23 protein-coding genes are annotated in these 19,307 nt (G+C 62.3%); 15 read left to right on the top strand and 8 right to left on the bottom strand.

Annotated features, from left to right (window positions below):
- Positions 1-89: 89 nt before the first annotated feature.
- Both JL2886_RS04400 and JL2886_RS04395 read left to right on the top strand, forming a co-directional pair.
- Positions 90-677: a riboflavin synthase gene (locus JL2886_RS04400; RefSeq protein ID WP_065270905.1), complete on the top strand. Its 588-nt coding sequence runs from the start codon at positions 90-92 to the stop codon at positions 675-677.
- The gene (locus JL2886_RS04395; protein ID WP_065270904.1) at positions 677-1,276 is read left to right on the top strand and encodes a hypothetical protein; all 600 of its coding nucleotides are present in this window, start codon (positions 677-679) and stop codon (positions 1,274-1,276) included. The genes JL2886_RS04400 and JL2886_RS04395 overlap by 1 nt, the downstream gene beginning before the upstream one ends.
- A gap of 103 nt (positions 1,277-1,379) precedes the next feature.
- Here the strand turns inward: JL2886_RS04395 and JL2886_RS04390 are convergent, their stop codons facing one another.
- Positions 1,380-2,432 (bottom strand): proline racemase family protein, encoded by a 1,053-nt coding sequence (locus JL2886_RS04390; protein ID WP_065270903.1) that lies wholly within the window; start codon positions 2,430-2,432, stop codon positions 1,380-1,382.
- Positions 2,433-2,628: 196 nt separating this feature from the next.
- Here JL2886_RS04390 and ribB point away from each other — a divergent pair, with 196 nt between their 5' ends.
- From ribB to JL2886_RS04365, 5 genes are all read left to right on the top strand, one after another.
- Positions 2,629-3,756 (top strand): 3,4-dihydroxy-2-butanone-4-phosphate synthase, encoded by a 1,128-nt coding sequence (gene ribB, locus JL2886_RS04385; protein ID WP_065270902.1) that lies wholly within the window; start codon positions 2,629-2,631, stop codon positions 3,754-3,756.
- A 1-nt stretch (position 3,757) separates the two neighbouring features.
- Positions 3,758-4,309, top strand: coding sequence for a 6,7-dimethyl-8-ribityllumazine synthase (locus JL2886_RS04380; RefSeq protein ID WP_065270901.1), 552 nt, complete (start codon positions 3,758-3,760; stop codon positions 4,307-4,309).
- Positions 4,306-4,788 (top strand): transcription antitermination factor NusB, encoded by a 483-nt coding sequence (nusB, locus tag JL2886_RS04375; protein WP_065270900.1) that lies wholly within the window; start codon positions 4,306-4,308, stop codon positions 4,786-4,788. Before JL2886_RS04380 ends, nusB begins: the two co-directional genes overlap by 4 nt.
- A gap of 201 nt (positions 4,789-4,989) precedes the next feature.
- Complete coding sequence (locus JL2886_RS04370) at positions 4,990-5,322, top strand: hypothetical protein (RefSeq protein ID WP_065270899.1); 333 nt, start codon at positions 4,990-4,992, stop codon at positions 5,320-5,322.
- Between the two features lie 211 nt (positions 5,323-5,533).
- Positions 5,534-5,719 carry a CTP synthetase gene (locus tag JL2886_RS04365; protein WP_065270898.1) on the top strand — a complete coding sequence of 62 codons (186 nt, stop codon included), beginning with the start codon at positions 5,534-5,536 and terminating at the stop codon, positions 5,717-5,719.
- Positions 5,720-5,732: 13 nt separating this feature from the next.
- Here the strand turns inward: JL2886_RS04365 and JL2886_RS19320 are convergent, their stop codons facing one another.
- Positions 5,733-5,870, bottom strand: coding sequence for an entericidin A/B family lipoprotein (locus JL2886_RS19320; protein ID WP_116560370.1), 138 nt, complete (start codon positions 5,868-5,870; stop codon positions 5,733-5,735).
- A gap of 191 nt (positions 5,871-6,061) precedes the next feature.
- On the opposite strand from JL2886_RS19320, the gene JL2886_RS04360 reads away from it, so the two are divergent.
- From JL2886_RS04360 to JL2886_RS04340, 5 genes are all read left to right on the top strand, one after another.
- Positions 6,062-6,376, top strand: a complete 315-nt coding sequence (locus tag JL2886_RS04360) for a TraR/DksA family transcriptional regulator (protein ID WP_065270897.1) — start codon at positions 6,062-6,064, stop codon at positions 6,374-6,376.
- Between the two features lie 104 nt (positions 6,377-6,480).
- Positions 6,481-6,990 carry a PhnA domain-containing protein gene (locus tag JL2886_RS04355; protein WP_065270896.1) on the top strand — a complete coding sequence of 170 codons (510 nt, stop codon included), beginning with the start codon at positions 6,481-6,483 and terminating at the stop codon, positions 6,988-6,990.
- Between the two features lie 104 nt (positions 6,991-7,094).
- The gene (locus JL2886_RS04350; RefSeq protein WP_065270895.1) at positions 7,095-7,748 is read left to right on the top strand and encodes a protein-L-isoaspartate O-methyltransferase family protein; all 654 of its coding nucleotides are present in this window, start codon (positions 7,095-7,097) and stop codon (positions 7,746-7,748) included.
- A gap of 95 nt (positions 7,749-7,843) precedes the next feature.
- Positions 7,844-9,262, top strand: coding sequence for a TolC family outer membrane protein (locus JL2886_RS04345; RefSeq protein WP_065270894.1), 1,419 nt, complete (start codon positions 7,844-7,846; stop codon positions 9,260-9,262).
- Between the two features lie 114 nt (positions 9,263-9,376).
- Positions 9,377-10,444 carry a hypothetical protein gene (locus JL2886_RS04340; protein ID WP_133245389.1) on the top strand — a complete coding sequence of 356 codons (1,068 nt, stop codon included), beginning with the start codon at positions 9,377-9,379 and terminating at the stop codon, positions 10,442-10,444.
- A 193-nt stretch (positions 10,445-10,637) separates the two neighbouring features.
- Here the strand turns inward: JL2886_RS04340 and JL2886_RS04335 are convergent, their stop codons facing one another.
- Both JL2886_RS04335 and JL2886_RS04330 read right to left on the bottom strand, forming a co-directional pair.
- Positions 10,638-12,101 carry a cobyric acid synthase gene (locus tag JL2886_RS04335; RefSeq protein ID WP_065270892.1) on the bottom strand — a complete coding sequence of 488 codons (1,464 nt, stop codon included), beginning with the start codon at positions 12,099-12,101 and terminating at the stop codon, positions 10,638-10,640.
- A gap of 257 nt (positions 12,102-12,358) precedes the next feature.
- Positions 12,359-12,676 (bottom strand): DUF6280 family protein, encoded by a 318-nt coding sequence (locus JL2886_RS04330; RefSeq protein ID WP_065270891.1) that lies wholly within the window; start codon positions 12,674-12,676, stop codon positions 12,359-12,361.
- Between the two features lie 217 nt (positions 12,677-12,893).
- Here JL2886_RS04330 and efp point away from each other — a divergent pair, with 217 nt between their 5' ends.
- The gene (gene efp, locus JL2886_RS04325; protein ID WP_065270890.1) at positions 12,894-13,457 is read left to right on the top strand and encodes an elongation factor P; all 564 of its coding nucleotides are present in this window, start codon (positions 12,894-12,896) and stop codon (positions 13,455-13,457) included.
- Between the two features lie 86 nt (positions 13,458-13,543).
- Here efp and JL2886_RS04320 read toward each other — a convergent pair whose 3' ends face one another.
- Positions 13,544-14,077, bottom strand: coding sequence for a hypothetical protein (locus tag JL2886_RS04320; RefSeq protein ID WP_065270889.1), 534 nt, complete (start codon positions 14,075-14,077; stop codon positions 13,544-13,546).
- 100 nt (positions 14,078-14,177) lie between these two features.
- Entirely contained in the window at positions 14,178-14,918 is a 741-nt protein-coding gene (locus JL2886_RS04315) for a YgfZ/GcvT domain-containing protein (protein ID WP_065270888.1), read from the bottom strand.
- A gap of 99 nt (positions 14,919-15,017) precedes the next feature.
- Here JL2886_RS04315 and JL2886_RS04310 point away from each other — a divergent pair, with 99 nt between their 5' ends.
- A complete protein-coding gene (locus JL2886_RS04310) occupies positions 15,018-15,698 on the top strand; it encodes a TIGR04283 family arsenosugar biosynthesis glycosyltransferase (RefSeq protein ID WP_065270887.1) in 681 nt (226 codons plus the stop codon).
- 12 nt (positions 15,699-15,710) lie between these two features.
- On the opposite strand, the gene JL2886_RS04305 is transcribed toward JL2886_RS04310, so the two are convergent.
- A complete protein-coding gene (locus JL2886_RS04305; protein WP_065270886.1) occupies positions 15,711-17,567 on the bottom strand; it encodes an ABC transporter ATP-binding protein in 1,857 nt (618 codons plus the stop codon).
- Between the two features lie 245 nt (positions 17,568-17,812).
- On the opposite strand from JL2886_RS04305, the gene JL2886_RS04300 reads away from it, so the two are divergent.
- Complete coding sequence (locus JL2886_RS04300; protein ID WP_065270885.1) at positions 17,813-19,036, top strand: pyridoxal-phosphate-dependent aminotransferase family protein; 1,224 nt, start codon at positions 17,813-17,815, stop codon at positions 19,034-19,036.
- A gap of 65 nt (positions 19,037-19,101) precedes the next feature.
- Here JL2886_RS04300 and JL2886_RS04295 read toward each other — a convergent pair whose 3' ends face one another.
- On the bottom strand, positions 19,102-19,305 hold the full coding sequence (locus JL2886_RS04295) for a histidinol phosphate aminotransferase (protein WP_065270884.1): 204 nt from the start codon (positions 19,303-19,305) through the stop codon (positions 19,102-19,104).
- Positions 19,306-19,307: the final 2 nt, after the last annotated feature.

Here is a 19,307-nt window from a genome sequence, read left to right as displayed (position 1 = left end):
TGAAGCCAGGGTGCAGGCGCTACCTCTTGGCCAACACGGAATGGAGGACGGGCCCTGACCCGTTCGGACGACTGGCAAGGAGCAGCTCCATGTTCACAGGTATCATCACCGACGTCGGCACCATCAAGGCGCTGGAACAAGAGGGCGATCTGCGCGCGCGCATCGGCACCGGCTATGATACGGCAGGGATCGACCTGGGCGCCTCCATCGCCTCGGATGGCGTGTGCCTGACGGTAATCGAGCTGGGATCGGATTGGTACGATGTTCAGATCTCTGCCGAAACGGTGTCCAAGACCAACATCGGCGCCTGGACCGTGGGCAAACGCGTCAACCTTGAGCGCGCCCTGAAGGTCGGGGACGAACTGGGGGGCCATATCGTATCGGGCCATGTCGATGGCGTGGCCGAGGTGGTCGATATCACGGACGAGGGCGACAGCACCCGGGTGACCCTACGTGCGCCCAAAGATCTGGCGCGCTTCATCGCCCCCAAGGGCTCGGTGGCGCTCAACGGGACGTCGCTGACGGTCAACGATGTGGAAGGCTGTGATTTCGGTATCAATTTCATCCCCCACACAAAAGAGGTGACCACCTGGGGGGATGTGAAGCTGGGCGACAAGGTTAATCTGGAAATCGATACGCTGGCCCGCTACGTGGCGCGGCTGGCGGAGGCCGGGTGATGTCTGGTCTGGCATCCGGTGCGGCGCCCGCCGGGATCGGCCACAACAACGGCCCCAGCATGGAGCAGGGCCGGGCCTGGCGCGTACACGCCTGGCGCAGTGCCCAGAAAAAGCTGATGCCCAACACGATCCCGAAACTGGTTCTGCAGATGCGCATCAAACGCGCCGCAGAACTGGGTATGGATTACACGACCTACGCCCGCGTGCGGCAGACCTCTGGGCAGGACATCACCGGGCTGCTGTTCTCCTCCAACGCGCTGCGCATCATTGCCTATGGCGCCCATATGCCCGAGCAAGAGCGCCGTGCGCTGGAGGCGGTGCAGAACGCCAGCAAACTGGCGCTGGTGCACCGGCCCAATATACCCGAGGCGGTTTTGGCCGCCCACCCGGTTCTGAACGATGCAGGTGCGGCGCCGCGGTTCAGCGAAAGCTGGTCCGAGATGCGCGCGCGGGTTCAGGACGTGATGCGTCGCCAAGGATTGCCCGGCGCCTCGGTGGTGGTGATCGGGGATGCGCCGCTGGAAAGCGAATGGAGCACCGCCGGGCGCGCAGCTGCCTATCTGACCGCGAGCGAGTATTTCGCGCATCAATCCGCCTGAGGCGCCCATCCGGCGAACCGCAGGGAGGCTCCGGCCCCCTGAGCCAGCATCGAAGATGCAGGCCCGAGGCGTTGGGCCAGGCGCGCCGCTGCCGCGGCGCGCATCACCACATATCGCCGACGGTATAGCCCGCAGGAAAAGGATCGCTGGGATCCAGCGTGTAGCTGGACAATCCATAGATCCAGCCTTGCCCGGACAGGGTTGGTACGATGGCGGGGTAGGGGCCGACTTTGGTTTCCTCGACAATACACCCGGTGAAGGTGGTGCCCAGCGGCCCGGCGTTGACGTAGTCCTGTCCCGGCGCAAGCAGGCCCCGGGCGTGCAGCACGGCCATCTTGGCGCAGGTGCCGGTGCCGCAGGGGGAGCGGTCCAGAATGCCGCTGGCATCTTGCGGGCGGTCCGGATCAAAGGGGCCCGTGGAGAGGGTGATGGCGCCGCGCCCATGGGTGCCTTCGGCAATCGGTGCGCCCCAGAGGTTGGTGATTGTTGGGCCGGTGATCGCGGGGTTCTCCGGGTGGATGACGGGCAGCTGCTCGGCCGTGGCGTGGCGGATGGCCTCGCTGACGCGGGTGATGTCCTTGCCGTTGTCTGCTGAAAGATCGACGCCCAGCCGGTCCGCATTGGCCAGAACGAAGAACATCCCGCCCCAAGCGACATCGACCGCGACGGTGCCGAGCCCCGTCACTTCGACCTTGGCGTCCAGATGCACGGCAAAGGCGGGCACATTGCGAAAGCTGACCTGTGTAATCTTGCCGTCACGGCACTCCGCGCGCACCCGGATCAGCCCGGCGGGGGCTTCCAGTGTCAGGTCGGTCACCGGCTCAATCATCGGCAGGATGCCGGTCTCCAGCAGCACCGTCACCACGCAGATGGTGTTGGAGCCGGACATCGGCGGGTATTCGGTCTGCTCGAAGATGATGAAACCGGCGTCCGCCTCCGGATGGCAGGGCGGCACGAGGACATTGCCGCAAAGCCCTGGATTGCCGCGCGGCTCGCGCAGCATCATCAGGCGGATTTCATCGTGGTTGGCCGCCATGTCCTGCATTTTCTCAAACACGCTGGCGCCCTTCAGCAGCGGCATGCCACCGGTGATGACACGGCCCGGTTCGCCCTCGGCGTGGGCTTCAACGGCTTGCAGGATACGGGAAGTACGCATGGGCTTGGCTTTCGCGTTTGGTCTGATTTTAGTTTTATGCTGGAACGCTAGCAGCCTTCTGCGCATCTGCAAACGTCGCGTCCGTGATTCCAAGAGAGCCAAGCGGGCTGGCCTTTGGGGCGCGGCTGCGCTATTTCGCTGGCAACGCGGCAGCGCCATTCGAGGGCCTGCGACACGGATCATGAAAGGCCATGACATGAGCTTTGAAACACCGGGGCCGGTCGAGGCCCGCCTGCGCGACGCAATCAGCCCGATTGAAGAGATCATCGAAGAGGCCCGACAGGGTCGCATGTTCATCCTTGTGGATCACGAGGACCGCGAAAATGAAGGCGATCTGGTGATCCCGGCGCAATTCGCGGATGCTGATGCCATCAACTTCATGGCGACACACGGGCGCGGGCTGATCTGCCTGCCGATGACGGCGGACCGGATCGACAGCCTCGGGCTGCCGATGATGGCGGTCAACAACTCCTCCCGGCATGAGACTGCCTTTACCGTCTCGATCGAGGCGCGCGAAGGTGTCTCGACCGGCATTTCCGCTGCCGACCGGGCGCTGACCGTCGCGACCGCGATCAACGAGCAGAATTCGATGGCGGAAATCGCAACGCCGGGCCACGTCTTCCCGCTGCGCGCCAAACGCGGCGGCGTTCTGGTCCGTGCGGGCCATACCGAGGCGGCCGTGGATATTTCCCGCCTTGCCGGGCTGCATCCTTCGGGTGTGATCTGTGAGATCATGAAGGAAGACGGCACCATGGCGAGGCTGCCGGATCTGGTGGACTTCGCGGCTGAGCATGGCCAGAAAATCGGCACCATCAGCGATCTGATCGCCTATCGCGCCCGCAACGACAATCTGGTCACGGAAACCTCACGGGAGATCGTGAATTCCGAATTCGGCGGCGAATGGGACATGCGCCTGTTCACCGATCAGACCCACGGCGTTGAACACGTGGTGATGATCAAGGGTGACATCACCACGCCCGAGCCGGTTCTGGCTCGCACCCATGCGCTGCACGAGGCGACCGATATTCTGGGCCTCGGCCCCAAATCCGCCCGCCAGCTGCCCCGCGCGATGGAGATCATCGCGGCCGAGGGGCGCGGGGTGGTGACCCTGTTCCGTCAGCCGCGCAACGCGCTTTATGCCTATGAGGATGACGGATCGCGCACGGTGACCATCAAGCAGACCGGCATCGGCGCGCAGATCCTGTCTAACCTTGGTCTTAAGGACCTGATCCTGCTGACCGATTCCCCCTCGACCAAATATGTGGGCCTTGATGCCTATGGACTGTCCATCGTCGGCAGCCGCCCCATTCTGAAGGAAGACTGATATGGCCGGACACGAAAGCCACTACATCCTGCCGCGTCCCAGCTTTGACAAACCGGTCAAGCTGCTGATCGTGGTTGCGCCTTACTACAAGGACATCGCCGACAATATGCTCGCAGGTGCCAAGGCCGAGATCGAGGCCGCAGGTGGCACCTGGGATCTGGTCGAAGTGCCCGGCGCGCTGGAGATTCCTACGGCGATCTCTATTGCTGACCGCACCTCGAACTTTGACGGCTACGTGGCTCTGGGCTGCGTGATCCGCGGCGAGACCACCCACTATGATACGGTCTGCAACGACAGTAGCCGCGCGATCCAGCTGATGGGCCTGCAGGGCCTGTGCATCGGCAACGGCATCCTGACCGTAGAGAACCGCGCCCAGGCAGAGGTGCGCGCCGATCCCGCCGATCAGAATAAGGGCGGAGGCGCTGCGGCTGCGGCCTTGCATCTGATCGCACTGACGCGTAAGTGGAGCGCCCAGAGCAAGGGAGTCGGCTTTAAGGCCCCTTCCGAGGCCATCCAGCTGGCTGGCACAGACAACGGATCCACCACGGCATGACCAACCCAGACAGCGCCCCGAAGGGCAACGGCAAGACTCAGATGAAATCGGCGGCCCGGCTTTTTGCCGTGCAGGCGCTGTTCCAGATGGAGCACAGCAGCCAGACCTACGACAAGGTGATCGTCGAATTCGAGGATCACCGTTTCGGCGCTGTCTATGAAGGTGATGAATATGCCGAGGGTGACCCCAAGTTGTTTCGCCAGCTGGTCGAAGGCGCCGTCAATCATCAGGCCAAGATCGACCAGATGACCGACCGCGCGCTGGTTGCGAAATGGCCGATTGCCCGGATCGACCCGACCCTGCGGGCGCTGTTCCGCGCTGCAGGCTCGGAACTGGTCGAGACGAAGACCCCGCCCAAGGTGGTGATCAACGAATTCGTCGACGTGGCGCGCGCGTTTTTCCCCGAAGGCAAAGAGCCGAAATTCGTCAACGCGGTTCTGGATCACATGGCCCGCGAAGCGCGTCCCGAGGCGTTCTGAACCTTCTTTTCAGGTGACCTTTGCAATCAGGCGCACCCCGGTGCGCCTGTTTTTGTTTTTACAGGGTGGGTATCGTTATTCGTTCCGAACGTGGGCGAGATGCAGGACAAATTCCGCCGATCGCATGTATTTTCCGCTTTATTCTCTGGACCGCCTGCCGCCGGGTGCTAACATTAAGAAGCAGCCTATGGAGGGAATCTCATGCCAAAGCTCATTCAACTCTATATCCGCAACGTTGCGCTGGGGTTCGGAATCGCTGCGGTCTTCGTCGGGCTGCTGCTCTGGTTCAACGTAATGAACCTTTGGGGACTGGTCAGCACGTCTGATGTCGGGCTTTTGGCGATTGGCATTCTTTGGTTCATGAACGGGATTGTTTTTGCCGGGGTGCAATTCGCTTGGGCGGTGATGTCACTGGCCCGCGATGATGACGCAGGGCCGCGCCGGGGAACTCCGGTGGTGAGCCATTTTGAACCGATCCGGGTAAAAGCCGCGGCGCCGCGCCCGCAGGATCGCCGGAAACAGCCGCGCGACTGACCTCTGGCCCAATTCACACCATTTTGAATATAGACTGAGGTGGGCAATCGTGAGGTTGTCCGCCTTGATGTTGTGAGGGGCCTGCCATTCAGGTGCGCGCAGCGCCGAAGCTGACCCAGATCAAGGCGATTACCAGCAAATTCTGAAACATGATGGCATGGGTCCGGTTCACCGACAGGACCCCGATTCATCTATTCGGAAAGGCCATCACATGTATCGTCTTGCTTTCATCCTGCATCTATTTATCGGCTCCACCCTTGCAGGCAGCGCCGTGGTAGCGGCCTTGGCCACGGGGCAGGACAGCCTTCAGCCCATCCTGATCGCGGCAGCGCTTGGCTTTATCGCGGCCTTTCCGGTGACGTGGCTGGTCGCGCGCAAGCTTTACAACCTGCGCTGACCTGCGCCCAGCCTTACAGTTTCTTCTGAATGTCGTCGGCCGCCTGCTCAAGGGCGGTTCCGGCTTTGTTGATGTCGCGGCCCGCACCTTTTGCGGTTTCGCAGGCAGCAAGGCTCAGCAGGCTCAGCGCAATCAGGACATGTTTGATCATGGTGTACTCCATCGTTCTTTGCGTGTTGTCTAGCATCGCCTGAGGAGAGCAGCCAGAGGCGGAAAGTCGCTGCTCATCGAGCTGCGCGGTTCGACAGCTTTGTTGATGGAGGTCAATGTTCTCTATTAGGTGTTCGGGGATAAGCGCGTGGCAACATGTACCGAACACGACCTATCGGGAGGATTAGACGAATGGCATTTGAGATCCGTAAAGAGGCGCTTGAGGCGCGGCGCAAGGCTCTGACAGGGCATCTGGTCGAGGTGGAGCACACGCTAGACGCGCCCATGCCCAAGGATTGGGAGGATCGATCGTCCGAGCGGCAGGGCGACGAGGTGCTGGAAAGTCTTGGCAAGGCTGAACTGGATGAGTTGCGCCAGATCGATGCGGCACTGGCGCGTATCGAAAGCGGTGACTACGGTTTCTGTCAGATCTGCGGTGATGCCATTTCGGCTGAACGGCTGGACCTGCTTCCTGCGACACCTTTTTGCAAGAAATGCGCCAAATAAGACTGGTGACCGGGGCATAGGCGCGCGGGGCGTCGGGCGGCGCTTTCCTTTGGCGCGCGCCGGGTCTAAAGCGATCATAGCTATTCTGACACGGAGATACCCTTATGCCCTGCGCCCTCTGTTCCGCCGACGCGCCCCTGTCCTTTGTTGAGGTTCCGGGAGGGCCGGACGGCGCCGGGGTTGAGATCTGTGCCACCTGTGCAGAGCAGATCGCCGGAGATCTTGATCCCAACCACTGGCGCTGCCTGTCATCATCGATGTGGTCGGAAGAGCCTGCCGTGCAGGTGCTGGCGGCGCGTCTTCTTGCACGTCTTTCCGATCAGGACTGGGCCCGCGATCTGGCCGAGCAGCTGTGGCTGGACGATGAAACCCGCGCCTGGGCCGACAATGTTCCGGCGGCCAGCGCCCATGTGGACAGCAACGGGGCGCCTCTGGCGCAAGGTGATAACGTCGTTTTGATCAAGGACCTTCCGGTCAAAGGGGGCGGGTTCACCGCCAAACGCGGTACGGCGGTGCGCGGTATTTCCCTGGTTCAGGACAACCCCGAACACATCGAAGGGCGGGTCGAGGGTCAGCGGATCGTTATCCTCACGAAATTCGTGAAGAAGAAGTAGATGCCGCATGGCATCAGCCCAGCAATTTCCCAAAGCCACCGTTGCCGCGCCTTCCGCGATGTGGCACAAGCAATATCAACAGACTGAACAGACGAGTTTAGCACATGACTGACTTCGCCGAACGTCGCCGCATGATGGTCGACACCCAGGTCCGCCCCTCGGATGTGACGAAATACCCGATTATCGAAGCGATGCTCGCGGTACCTCGCGAAAGCTTTGTGCCTGATGCACAACGTGAAGCCGCCTATGCGGATCAGAACATCGATCTTGGCGACAGCCGCGTCCTGCTGGAGCCGCGCACCCTGGCCAAGGTTCTGGATGCACTGGATATCCAGAATGATGAGCTGGTGCTCGATGTGGCTTGCGGGCTGGGCTATTCCACGGCTGTGGCTGCCCGCGTTGCCCAGATGGTGATCGGCGTTGAACAGAACGAGGACATGGGCCGCGACGCTCAGGATCAACTGGCCGAGGCCGGAGCTGACAATGCCATCGTGCACGTTGGTGCGTTGGCCGAAGGCGCAGCGGAACATGGTCCCTATGATGTGATCATGATCCAGGGTGGTGTCGAAGATGTTCCTTCGGCGCTGCTCGAACAGCTGCGCGATGGTGGCCGGATCGCCGCGGTCTTCATGACCGGCGCGCTGGGAGAGGTGAAGATCGGCCATAAGACAGGCGGCCAGGTTTCCTGGCGTTTTGCATTCAACGCGGGCGCCCCGGTACTGCCGGGCTTTGAAAAGGTTCGCGAATTCGCACTATAACCCGCCGGGGCAGAATATTCCCGCGTCCCGGGCAGGGGGCGCGGGGTGAGGCAAACCAACCGCGGCTGGCGGCGCGGCAAACGATAAGGCAACCGATGCGAAAGAAATTCTCGGTCCGTTTTTTGAAAACGTTTGTATATGTCGGCGCAGTTGCAGCGGCGCTGGCCGCGCCAAAATCCGCGGTGGCGGACAACCTGTCGGACGCCATGATAGGCGCCTACAAAACCAGCGGATTGCTGGAGCAAAACAGGGCGCTGCTGCGCGCCACGGATGAAAGCGTCGCTGTTGCGGTGGCGCGTTTGCGCCCGATCGTTGATTTTGCGATGACCGCAAGCCACCGCTACAGCCGGGGCATCTCCACCTTCGGGTTCCGCGACCACGATACCAATGGGCTTGATGTCGGTGTCTCGATGGAATGGCTGCTTTATGACGGCGGCGCCTCGCGGCTGGGTCAGCTGGCGGCGCAGGAAACGGTTCTGGCCACCCGTCAAAGCCTGCTGGATATCGAGCAGCAAGTTCTGTTTTCCGCCGTTCAGGCCTATGTGAACGTGCTGTTGCAGCAGGACACCGTGCGCTTGCGGGGCAACAACCTGCGTCTTCTGCGTGAAGAACTGCGCGCCGCTCAGGACCGGTTTGAGGTCGGCGAAGTGACCCGCACCGATGTCGCCCTCGCCGAAAGCCGTGTGGCAGCCGCGCAGGCTAGCCTCACCGAAAGCCAGGGCGATCTGCTGGAGGCCAAGGCGACCTATATCGAGGTGGTCGGCAACCCGATCAACGTAGTTGCAGGCCAACCGCCGCTGCCGCAGCGGGTTGCCTCCTTGCAGGCCGCTGAAAGCGTTGCGATGCGCAATCATCCCAGCCTTCTGGCGCGTCAGCATTCGGTGAAGGCCGCGCAGCATACTGCGGCCAGCACTGAAAAGAACCTTGGCCCCAGCGTGCGCCTGCGCGCCGATGCAGGCCATACCTATGACCTGAACGGCAACGGCGATTCGGACACCTCAGGTGTCAGCCTGACCCTGTCCCAGCGGCTTTACGCGGGCGGCGGTCTTGCCGCAGCGCGGCGGGCGGATATTGCCCGGCTCGATGCCGAAAGGGGCGCGCTGATCTCCACCCAAAGATCCGTGACCCAATCGGTGGCGGCGGCCTATGTGTCGCTTGAAGCAGCGCGGGCCAGCCTTGTGTCTTCGGTCGAGCGGGTGCGGGCGGCGCAGGTCGCATTCGAAGGGATCCGCGAAGAGGCCACGCTGGGCGCGCGCACGACACTGGATGTGCTGCAGGCCGAGCAGGAACTTCTGGGCGCGCAGACCGCGCGGGTGCAGGCGCGAGCCAATCAGGCGCTGGCGGCCTATCAGTTGTTGCAGGCGCAGGGCCTGCTCACAGCCGAGCATCTGGGGCTTGCCGTCGAGATCTATGACCCGACCCTGTATTATAATCTGGTCAAGGACGCTCCGGCCCATATCAGCAAGCGTAGCAAGGATCTGGACCGGGTCCTGAAGGCTCTGGGCCGCGACTGACGCGCGTTCTGGCGCCGGACACCACCGGGAACAACTGAAAATTTACCCTAATTGTTGTGTGGCCGCCGTTCGGCGGCTACAGTTGTGTCACTGGCTAAAGTGGTGCTGATTATTATGTCCGAACCTGTAACGCAGGCAGAAATCGAAGATGTCCTGTCCTCTATCCGTCGTCTCGTGAGTGAAGACGACAGAAAAGGGGCTGCCCGGGTCACCGGGTCTGCGGAGCCTGCGTCACCGGAGCCAGCCGAACCACGGTCCGAGAAGGCGGCGACGCGACTTGTGCTGACGCCTGCGCTACGGGTGTCAGAGGCCAAGCCAGAGGCGGCCGACCCTATCGATACAGCATATGCGCGAGAGGTACCCCCTGAGGTTACCGACAGCAGCGCCAGTTTGATCCCCGCAGTGGACGTCGATACAGACCTCGCCTCGGTGGTCTTTGATGAGACAGCCGCAGGGGCGGTGGGGCAGGCCGTTGAACTGGCAGAAGAAACACCGGCAGAGGAAGCCCAGAGCACTTCCGATGAGGATGCCACTGATGCGGGGGAAGATGCGCCCTGGAAAGATCCCTGGGCGACCCTCTATCAAGCGGCGGGCGTAACCGGAGTTGAAGGCTTTCAGGATGCTTCTGATGAGGTAGAGGCGGAGTCTGAAGCCTCCCTGTCCGATGCAATGCTGGAAGAGACTGACCCAGCTGACCGGGTGTTCGCCGTTGTGCAGAAAATTACTGAGCTAGAAGCCAAGGTTGCGCGCTCCGAAGAGCAATGGGAGCCAGACGGCAGGTCCAGCGATCCCTATGCAGGTACCAATGTCGAAACGCTGCAGTGGCAGGATCATCACGACGAGGATCTGCCTCCTGAGGAGATCGCTGAACAGCATGAAGAAGTTGTGTCCTGGCCTGACAGCGCGACTGCAGAAGCTGCTGGTGAAGATGCCGACTTTGGGACCGAAGCTGATTTTGTAGACCCAGCACGCGGCATTGCCGAAGAGGCCATCACAGCCGAGACGCTGGACGCGCTGACCGAAGAGGACAGCTATCTGGACGAAGACAGCCTGCGCGAGTTGGTGGCCGAGATCGTTCGCGAAGAATTGCAGGGCGCGCTTGGTGAGCGCATCACCCGCAACGTCCGTAAACTGGTGCGCCGTGAAATCCACCGGGCGCTGGCAGCACAAGACCTGCTCTGACCTCCTGCGCTACGGCATTAGGTGGCATTGGTTGCCTCCTGAGTTAAGGTCATGTCCCGTGTAAGTGGCGCGCAAGCCGAACATCAGGGCAGAGCGCTCCCGCCCGGATCGGGCATTTTTCAATTCCCTCTCCCGTTGGGCCGGGCGCAGCGCTGCGCACGGCGCGGTCGCGCTCTGGCGCGGGCTGCTGCGCCTATGTGCGGGCGCTGACGGGCTGTGACAGCTGAAGCAGTTGATCAAGATCCATGTAGCGCTCCAGATGCGTCGCGAGGTCATCCAGAGCGGCATCAACGCCATCCTCGTAGGAGGTGCGGCTTTCGTGCCCCAGATCGGCCAGAAAGGCAGCGCGGAAGGCGTCAGAACTAAACAACCCATGCAGATAAGAACCGCGCACGCGTCCATCTGGTGACGCCGCGCCCTCGGCCCGGCCATCGACGCTGAGCCAGGCGCGGTCTGTATCGGGGCCACTGGTGCGTCCCATGTGGATCTCGTAGCCAGAGACCGGCAGGTTACCGTCCCGCGTGGTGGCCTCGGTCAGGGTCACGCGCTTGTCGCCCACCATGGTTGTATGCACGTCCAGCAGGCCAAGCCCGGCCTCCTTCCCGGGGCGACCGTCGACCCCCTTCGGATCATCGATGGTCTGGCCGAGCATCTGATAGCCGCCACAAAGACCCAGCACATGACCACCGCGCCGGTGGTGGGCAAGGATGTCGATGTCCCAGCCTTGGGCGCGCAGGAAGGCGAGATCGCCAATCGTGGATTTGCTGCCGGGGATCAGTACCAGATCCGCATCGCCGGGCAGGGCGCGCCCGGGGGGCACGATCTCGACCGTCACATCCGGTTCGGCGGCCAGCGGATCCAGATCATCGAAATTCGCCATCCGCTCCAGCTGTGGCACCACCACCTTGCAGGCCCCACCCGCGCGGGAGGCGATGTCCATCATATCCTCGGCTGGCAGTTTCCAGGCGTCCCAGAACCAGGGGACAATGCCCAGCGAAGGCCAGCCGGTGCGGGCCACGATGTCGTCGCGCCCGCCGTCAAACAGGCTCAGATCGCCGCGGAACCTGTTCACGGCAAAGCCGACGATGCGTTCCAGATCCGCAGGGTCCAGCACCGCCTGGGTACCGACGATCTGCGCGATGACGCCGCCGCGGTGAATGTCACCTACCAGCACCACCGGCACCTCTGCCGCGCAGGCAAAACCCATATTGGCGATGTCGCGCGGACGCAGGTTGGTTTCCGCCGGAGAACCGGCCCCTTCGATCAACACCAGATCAGCGTCAACGGCCAGGCGGTAATAGCTGTCCAATACAGCCTCCAGCAGCCCCGATTTATCGCGCATGAAGGATCCGGCGCCCTGGGTTCCGCGCCGTTTTCCCTGGACGATGATCTGAGCGCCGGTATCGGTTTCGGGCTTCAGCAGCACCGGGTTCATATCCGTATGCGGCGCGCGCATGGCAGCGCGGGCTTGCAGCGCCTGCGCGCGGCCAATTTCGCCACCTTCGGGGGTGACAGCCGCGTTGTTCGACATGTTCTGCGGTTTGAACGGCGCCACCCGCAGGCCGCGCCGCGTATAGGCGCGCGCCAGCCCCGCGACCAGAAGCGATTTTCCGACATTGCTGCCGGTGCCTTGGATCATCAGTGCCCGTGCCGTCATGCGCCTGCCTTGCTGCTCACTCTTGTTCGCGCAGACAGTTGCAATGTGGGCGGGCGCAGGTCAACGGCAATCGAAAGCATTGCCTGATCGGATGGCCGGGCAGGGGCCTGCGGAAGCTGTGCGAAGATATTGGGGGGCAGGAGGTGCACACCAGGTGCACAGGAGGTGTACGGAAAGCGCAGGCGAAAAAAGCGGAGCCACAAAAGAAAAACGCGCCCCCCAGGACGCGCTTTTCTGTGTCTCAATGGCAGCTTAGATCAGGCAGCTTCGGCCTGTGCAGCATTGCGGCGCTCGCTTTCTTCACGCGACAGTGCGACCGAAGTCCGCACGCCACGACCGACGAATTCCATCAGCCCTTCGACCACGCGCTCGTTCGGGTCGATCCCGGCGCAGGAAAGGACTTCACGGCCATCGCGAGAGCGCGCCCACCGCGCGATCTGCTCGGGGCCGTTCCCGTATTTCTTGTCGTCAGCGATGGCGTCGTCCAATGCGGCCAGCACCACGGCGGCAAAAAGTTTGCGTGCGCGGTTGCCTTGCTCGTTATTGTAAGCGGTGCCGTCAACGAAATCTCGCATCCCGTTTCCTTTGTTGTTCTTGCTATTGCAATTTCGGCGTGGCGCTCCTTATGACGGAACTATGACGATTCGGATAGCCCGTAGATGCATAGCTTTCATGCGATTTGTGCATAGCTTGCCGGGGGTGCCCACGAGATATCGTTGTCTTGCCAGCCGAGTCCACGCCAGATATAGGGGCAGTTAAGAGTTCATCAACCACCCGAGAGGGATTTTTCCGATGCCCAAGATCAACGGTAACGAAATCCGCCCTGGCAATGTTCTGGAGCACAACGACGGTCTGTGGGCCGCTGTGAAGGTCGATCACGTCAAACCCGGCAAGGGCGGCGCCTTTGCTCAGGTCGAACTGCGCAACCTGCGTAACGGCTCCAAGCTGAACGAGCGGTTCCGCAGCGCCGACAAGGTCGAACGTGTGCGCCTTGAGCAGAAAGACCAGCAATTCCTGTATGAAAACGACGGAATGCTCGTGTTCATGGACACCGAGACTTATGAGCAGATCGAACTGCCCGCCGATCTGCTGGGTGATCGTCGGCCGTTCCTGCAGGATGGCATGACCATCGTTGTCGAGTTCTACGAGTCCGAAGCTCTGAACGCCACCGTGCCGCAGAAGGTCACCTGCAAGATCGTCGAAACCGAGCCGGTTGTAAAAGGCCAGACGGCTGCGAATTCCTTCAAGCCTGCGATCCTTGATAATGGTGTCAAAGTCATGGTGCCGCCCTTCGTCGGTCAGGACGAGATGATCGTGGTGAACACCGAAACCATGGAATACTCCGAGCGCGCCTGATCCGGCCCTGCTGCATTGACGCTATAATGCCCCGCGCAGTCCTGCGCGGGGTTTTCTTTTGCATAACGTTTTTGCGTTCTTTGCGGTCAGTCGAGCGACAGGCTGAAGCCGCAGACATCCATCATCTTGCCATAGGCCGCCGTGAACCCGGCGAGAGAGGCGCGGAAGATGGTGCGTCCACCCGCCTCGATCACCATGCTGCTGCCCTTTTTCATGGCCTTCAGGATCGGCCGGTTGTTGGGCAGGTTGATCGCGGCCTCGGCATGCGCAAGACCTTCATTCGTGAGCGTGACGAAGGCGGCGCCGGAAAAGATGGTGCCGGTGTCGACGCGGAACTGGATGACCTGACCGTCCTGCATCTGCGTGGTGTAATGGCGCGGCGCGGTTTCGCTGATCACCGGGTATGGATAGAAATCCGGCGGACCGGCATCGCCGTCCGACACCTCAAGGCGCAGCACCGGGTCGCCATCGCCGCCGGTTGAGGCCGCACAGGTGCGGCGCAGGTCTTCGCCAGTGTCGATCTGTTCGCTCCAAACGCGCCAGTCCTTGTATTCCCAGTAATCGGCTGCACCTGCCTGCAAGGGCAGGCTGGTCAGGGCCAGCAGAAAAATCGCGCGCATGTGATGAATTCCCTCAGTGATACCGTCGCCGCCATAACATGCCGACGTCTGAGTATCTAAACCCAACAGGTTAAATGAGGCTTGCGTGCTATAGGGCCGCCTATTCGGACCAGGAGAGCCGGGCCTCGCCCGCCTGCAAGTCTTTGTCCCTGGCACGGTCATAGCGCAGATAGGCAATTGCCTTGCCACCGCTTTGCGTGAAAAGGGTGCCTGCGGCCTTGTCTCCGGCGGTGATATCGGTGCCCACGGGGGCAGACCCTTCGATTTCCACGATCTGCAGCCCCTTACGCAGCTCGGTCTTGTGTTTCATCCGGGCGGTCACCTCTTGCCCGACATAGCAGCCTTTGCGGAAATCGACCCCGTTCAGCGCCTCGAACCCGGCCTCAAGGATATAGCTGTCCGGCGTCAGTTCGACGCCGCTTTCGGGTATGCAATGGGCGATGCGCAGCGCATCCCAGTCGCTGCCGTCATCGCCGCCCTCGGCGCCATAAAGGCGCCAGCCCATATCCGGGTGGCGCGGATCGGAAAAGGCGCCTTCGGGGGCGGGGCCGGTGCCTCGGCGCACCTGCAGATCCGTGACCTCGATCTGAACATCTGCACGCAGGCGGTACATCGACAGGCGTTTCATCAGCCCTTCGGCCAGATCCGCGTCTACATCCAGCAACACATCTGCACCGTCAGGGGCCAGAAAGAAATCGGCCAAATATTTGCCCTGCGGCGTCAGCATCGCGGCATAGACCAGCACGTTCTGGTCCAGTTTTGCGACATCGTTGGTGACCAGCCCCTGCAGGAAGTCACGGGTGTCGGGGCCGGACAGGCGAAGAATTGTGCGGGCACTCATGTCTGTTCTCCAGTTGATGGGGGCGGATCAGCAGATCACCATGTTCTTGTTTCAGCAAGTGATATAGAAATCACAGCCGAGTTGAACAGGAAACTGCCCATGCCCGCTCCGATCAGTATCGTGATCCCGACACTCAATTCCGAGGCGGAACTGCCCGGCTGCCTTGAGGCGCTGATGGAGGGGTTGGCCTCAGGACTGATCCGGGAGTTGGTGATCTCGGATGGCGGATCGCAGGATCACACGGCCACCATCGCCGAAGAGGTCGGTGCCGAACTGCTGAGCGGCGCGCCGTCGCGGGGCGGACAGCTGCGCCGGGGCTGCGAAGCGGCACAAGGCGACTGGCTGCTGATGCTGCACGCCGATACCCGACTGTCCGCGGGCTGGAGTGATGAGGTGTCCCGCCATCTGGAGCAGGGCGAAGGCAGGCCGGGGTATTTCCGCCTTGCGTTTCGGGCCCGTGGGCTGCGCCCCGCGCTGGTGGCAGGCTGGGCGAATCTGCGGGCGCGTCTGTTTGGTCTGCCTTATGGCGATCAGGGTTTGCTTGTGCGCCGCAGCGATTATCAGGCGGCCGGAGGCTACCCCGATCAGCCCCTGATGGAGGATGTCGCTCTGGCGCTGCGTCTGAAGGGCCTTGTTGAGATCCCGGTGCGGGCGCAGACCTCGGCCGCACGATATGAGCGCGACGGCTGGCTGCGGCGTGGCGCCCGCAATCTCTGGACGCTCACGCGCTATGCCCTTGGCGTCAGCCCAGAGCGGCTGGCGCGGGCCTACCGCAAATAACCCTCTGCTTCTTTACCGGAAGACCCGGCGCCAGACACGCCGGAACAGGCCGGATTGATCCGCAGACTGCTGCGCCGCCAGAGGCTGCGCCATATTGAGGTCTTCGCGTTCTACCAGCGTCTTGCCGTCCTGGAATTGCAGGCGATAGAGATCGGCGTAGATCCCACCGCGCTCCAGCAGCTCGGCATGGGTGCCCTGATCCATCACCTCGCCGCGCTCCATCACCACGATCTTGTCCGCGTTGCGGATGGTGGACAGGCGGTGGGCGATGACCAGCGTGGTGCGCCCGCCCGACAGCCGGTCCAGCGCCTGCTGCACGACCTTTTCCGATTGCGCGTCCAGCGCCGAGGTCGCCTCGTCTAGCAGCAGCACTGGCGTGTCGCGTAGCAGGGCGCGCGCGATCACCACCCGCTGCCGCTGTCCCCCCGACAAGGCAGAGCCGCGCGGGCCAACAAGAGTCTCAAGACCATTGGCCAGCTTGGGCAGGAAGTCGGACACATGGGCGGCGTCCAGAACTTCTTTCAGGCGCTCCTCGCTGACATCCGTGCGTCCCAGAAGGATGTTTTCCCGCAGGGTTTCATCAAACAGCAGCGCCTCTTGCGAGACCACCGAGAATAGGCCGCGCAGGTCCTCGAAGGCGAGATCGCCCACCGGGGTGCCGCCAATCGTGACCAGTCCGGATTGCGGATCGACCAGCCTTGTCAGCAGGTTGAAAATGGTGGATTTACCGGCGCCCGAGGCCCCGACAAGCGCCGTGGTCTTGCCCGGCTCGGCGATCAGAGACAGGTCCTTCAGGATCGTGGTGTCACCATAGTTCAGCGTGACGTGATCCAAACGCACCTCGGGCAGGCCCTTTGGCGCGGCCACGGGTTTCACCGGCGGCAGCAGCTTGATCGGCGCGTCCAGTAACTCCTTGATGCGCTCCATCGCGGCGGCGGCGCTTTGCCAGGTGCCGCTGATCGAGGCGAGGCGGCGCATCGGGTCAAAGGCCAGACCGATGGCGGTGAAGAAGCTCATGAACTGGCCGACAGTCTTTTCGCCGGTGATGATTTCCTGGCCGCCATAAAGAACTACGCCCATGACACCGAGACCGGCCATGATATCGATCATGCCGGTGATCGAGGCGGTGCCAAAAGAGGCACGCACTTCGGAGCGTACGAATTGGTCCATATGGGTGCTGAACCGGCGCGCCTGATACTGTTCCAGGCTGTTCAGCTTGATCGGCACGATGCCGTGGAAAATCTCGTCCAGCCGCGTCGCCAGCGAAGCACCAAGATCGCGCGCGGTGGCGGCTTTCTTGCGGACATAGCGTTGCAGTGCCGAGATCGGCAGCAACAACAGGGGCAGGCCGATCAGCATGATCGCGGTCCAGCGCCAGTCGACGCTGATGGCAACGCCAAGGACGGCCACCATCTGTGCCATGTCGCGCCCCGCACCGGTGATCAGCGCTTGCCAGACCTGATTGATCGCCATGACGTCGCTTTGAACACGCTGGATCAGGAAGCCCGGCGGGTGCACCTGGTGAAAGGCTGGATCCTGACGGATCAGCCGGTCCAGCATGTCCTTGCGCATATGCGCAGCCGAGGTCTGCGAGATCTTCGACAGAATGACCTTCTGGCAGACGCTGGCGACACCGCGCAGCGAGAAGATGATCAGAAAGGCCAGGCTGACCCAGAACAGGGCGTCGGAATTTCCGGCGACAAAGACCAGATCGAACATCGGCTGCATCATGTAGCTGAGCGCACCAACAGTGCCGCCTTCGATCAGCATAAAGACCACCGCAAGGCCCAGCAGGCCCATGTAATGGCGCAGATAACCGCGCCACAGCCAGATGATCAGCTCTTTCGACGAGGTGTGTTTGCGGGTCATGCAGGACGGTTCCGGCTGGTGTATTTGCAGGATGTGCGGGTCATGCGGCGCTTTCTGTTTTTGACCCGGGCCATTTAAGCAGCTGAGGCTTTAGGCGCAAGCTTTGCGCCATGCCCGGTTGATGGGCAGTCCCGTTGCGCTGCACCCATTGTGGAATTGACCTTCCTCTGCCGCATTGTACTGTACCGGAAATTTGAGCGCGAACCGGCCCCAGGCCCAGGGTTCCATTGCAGGGAAGATCAAAAATGAGCGGGACTTTAAACCTATCGGCAGGGCGATCCTATCTGGCGATCCCGGGACCTTCGGTTATTCCGGATCAGGTGCTGCAGGCGATGCACCGTCCGTCACCCAATATCTACGCGGGTGAGCTGGTGGATATGACCGCGACACTGATCCCGGATCTGCGCCGGGTGGCGCGCACGAAGCATCACGCGGCGATCTACATCTGCAACGGTCATGGCGCCTGGGAGGCGGCCCTTTCGAATGTGCTGCAACCGGGGGACAAGGTGCTGGTCCCGTCCTCGGGGCGGTTTGCTATCGGTTGGTCGGAAATGGCTGAGGGGCTGGGCATTGACGTGGAGGTCATCGATTTTGGCAACCATGCGCCCTGGGATCTGGCCCGTGTGGCCGAGCGGCTGAAGGCGGATACCAGCCATCAGATCAAGGCGGTGCTGGGGGTGCATGTCGATACCTCCAGTTCGATCCGTAACGACGTACCCGGCCTGCGCGCAGTTCTGGATGCGGAGCAGCACCCGGCGCTGTTGATGGCCGATTGCATCGCCTCGCTGGGCTGTGACCGGTTCGAGATGGACGACTGGGGCGTCGATGTCATGGTCACCGGCAGCCAGAAGGGGCTGATGGTCCCGGCGGGGCTGGCCTTCGTGTTCTTCAACGACAAGGCCGCTGCGGTGCGCGCCGCGATGCCGCGGGTCAGCCGCTACTGGGACTGGACCCCGCGCGCCAACCCGGAAGAGTTCTACCAGTATTTCGGCGGCACCGCGCCGACCCATCATCTTTATGGGCTGCGGGCCTCGCTCGACATGATCCACGCCGAAGGTATCGAAAACGTCTGGGCACGGCATGCGCAGCTGGCCCGTGCGATCTGGGCGGCGTGTGAGGCCTGGGGGCAGGACGGACCCATGGCAATGAACGTGACCGATCCCGCGCTGCGTTCTCATGCGGTGACGGCACTGCGTTTGGGCGGATCGCGCGCGACGCAGCTGCGCGAGTGGCTGGAGCAGACCCTGGGGCTGACATTGGGGATCGGTCTTGGCATGGCGCCGCCGCGCAGCCCGGAATGGCACGGGTTCTTCCGGCTGGGCCATATGGGCCACCTGAACGGTCACATGGTCATGGGGCTTCTGGGTGGTATCGAGGCGGGCCTGCGCGCCCTTGATATTCCCCACGGCGCGGGGGCGCTGGATGCGGCGGCTGCAGTTCTGTCCGAAGCCGGGCAACAGGCGTCCTGAGAGGGCGTGAGCCAAAAAAGTTGATCAGGCGGGGTCTTGTCCCCGTCTGAGGTCAGGCTCGCGTTTCAGGTTCTCATCTCGAGGCGCGTGATCATGTGGTTGATCAGCGCGGCCAGTAGCAACACCGGCACCATGCCGTAGAGCAGCCAGAGGGTGAAAAAGATCCACGGCATGTTGATGCCGGCAAAACGCAGGGTGGTTTCCAGCAGATCCGGTGCCTGCGCTGCCGCCTGATGCGGGCGTTTCCGTGCGGTCTTGTCCTGTTGCATGG

Source organism: Phaeobacter gallaeciensis (assembly GCF_001678945.1).
In the GTDB taxonomy this organism is placed as follows: domain Bacteria; phylum Pseudomonadota; class Alphaproteobacteria; order Rhodobacterales; family Rhodobacteraceae; genus Phycobacter; species Phycobacter gallaeciensis_A.
The sequence above is the reverse complement of the archived record's forward strand: the minus strand, read 5'-3'. Positions and strand labels throughout refer to the sequence as shown.

Excerpts from the sequence above, each read along its gene's own strand:
- JL2886_RS04390 (WP_065270903.1), bottom strand. The coding sequence starts at position 2,432 with ATGCGTACTTCCCGTATCCTGCAAGCCGTTGAAGCCCACGCCGAGGGC.
- JL2886_RS04400 (WP_065270905.1), top strand. The coding sequence starts at position 90 with ATGTTCACAGGTATCATCACCGACGTCGGCACCATCAAGGCGCTGGAA.
- JL2886_RS04310 (WP_065270887.1), top strand. The coding sequence starts at position 15,018 with ATGCCCGCTCCGATCAGTATCGTGATCCCGACACTCAATTCCGAGGCG.
- JL2886_RS04395 (WP_065270904.1), top strand. The coding sequence starts at position 677 with ATGTCTGGTCTGGCATCCGGTGCGGCGCCCGCCGGGATCGGCCACAAC.
- JL2886_RS04315 (WP_065270888.1), bottom strand. The coding sequence starts at position 14,918 with ATGAGTGCCCGCACAATTCTTCGCCTGTCCGGCCCCGACACCCGTGAC.
- JL2886_RS04295 (WP_065270884.1), bottom strand. The coding sequence starts at position 19,305 with ATGCAACAGGACAAGACCGCACGGAAACGCCCGCATCAGGCGGCAGCG.
- JL2886_RS04320 (WP_065270889.1), bottom strand. The coding sequence starts at position 14,077 with ATGCGCGCGATTTTTCTGCTGGCCCTGACCAGCCTGCCCTTGCAGGCA.
- JL2886_RS04350 (WP_065270895.1), top strand. The coding sequence starts at position 7,095 with ATGACTGACTTCGCCGAACGTCGCCGCATGATGGTCGACACCCAGGTC.
- JL2886_RS04300 (WP_065270885.1), top strand. The coding sequence starts at position 17,813 with ATGAGCGGGACTTTAAACCTATCGGCAGGGCGATCCTATCTGGCGATC.
- JL2886_RS04340 (WP_133245389.1), top strand. The coding sequence starts at position 9,377 with ATGTCCGAACCTGTAACGCAGGCAGAAATCGAAGATGTCCTGTCCTCT.
- JL2886_RS04380 (WP_065270901.1), top strand. The coding sequence starts at position 3,758 with ATGGCCGGACACGAAAGCCACTACATCCTGCCGCGTCCCAGCTTTGAC.
- efp (WP_065270890.1), top strand. The coding sequence starts at position 12,894 with ATGCCCAAGATCAACGGTAACGAAATCCGCCCTGGCAATGTTCTGGAG.
- JL2886_RS04305 (WP_065270886.1), bottom strand. The coding sequence starts at position 17,567 with ATGACCCGCAAACACACCTCGTCGAAAGAGCTGATCATCTGGCTGTGG.
- ribB (WP_065270902.1), top strand. The coding sequence starts at position 2,629 with ATGAGCTTTGAAACACCGGGGCCGGTCGAGGCCCGCCTGCGCGACGCA.
- JL2886_RS04360 (WP_065270897.1), top strand. The coding sequence starts at position 6,062 with ATGGCATTTGAGATCCGTAAAGAGGCGCTTGAGGCGCGGCGCAAGGCT.
- JL2886_RS04345 (WP_065270894.1), top strand. The coding sequence starts at position 7,844 with ATGCGAAAGAAATTCTCGGTCCGTTTTTTGAAAACGTTTGTATATGTC.
- JL2886_RS19320 (WP_116560370.1), bottom strand. The coding sequence starts at position 5,870 with ATGATCAAACATGTCCTGATTGCGCTGAGCCTGCTGAGCCTTGCTGCC.
- nusB (WP_065270900.1), top strand. The coding sequence starts at position 4,306 with ATGACCAACCCAGACAGCGCCCCGAAGGGCAACGGCAAGACTCAGATG.
- JL2886_RS04370 (WP_065270899.1), top strand. The coding sequence starts at position 4,990 with ATGCCAAAGCTCATTCAACTCTATATCCGCAACGTTGCGCTGGGGTTC.
- JL2886_RS04365 (WP_065270898.1), top strand. The coding sequence starts at position 5,534 with ATGTATCGTCTTGCTTTCATCCTGCATCTATTTATCGGCTCCACCCTT.
- JL2886_RS04335 (WP_065270892.1), bottom strand. The coding sequence starts at position 12,101 with ATGACGGCACGGGCACTGATGATCCAAGGCACCGGCAGCAATGTCGGA.
- JL2886_RS04330 (WP_065270891.1), bottom strand. The coding sequence starts at position 12,676 with ATGCGAGATTTCGTTGACGGCACCGCTTACAATAACGAGCAAGGCAAC.
- JL2886_RS04355 (WP_065270896.1), top strand. The coding sequence starts at position 6,481 with ATGCCCTGCGCCCTCTGTTCCGCCGACGCGCCCCTGTCCTTTGTTGAG.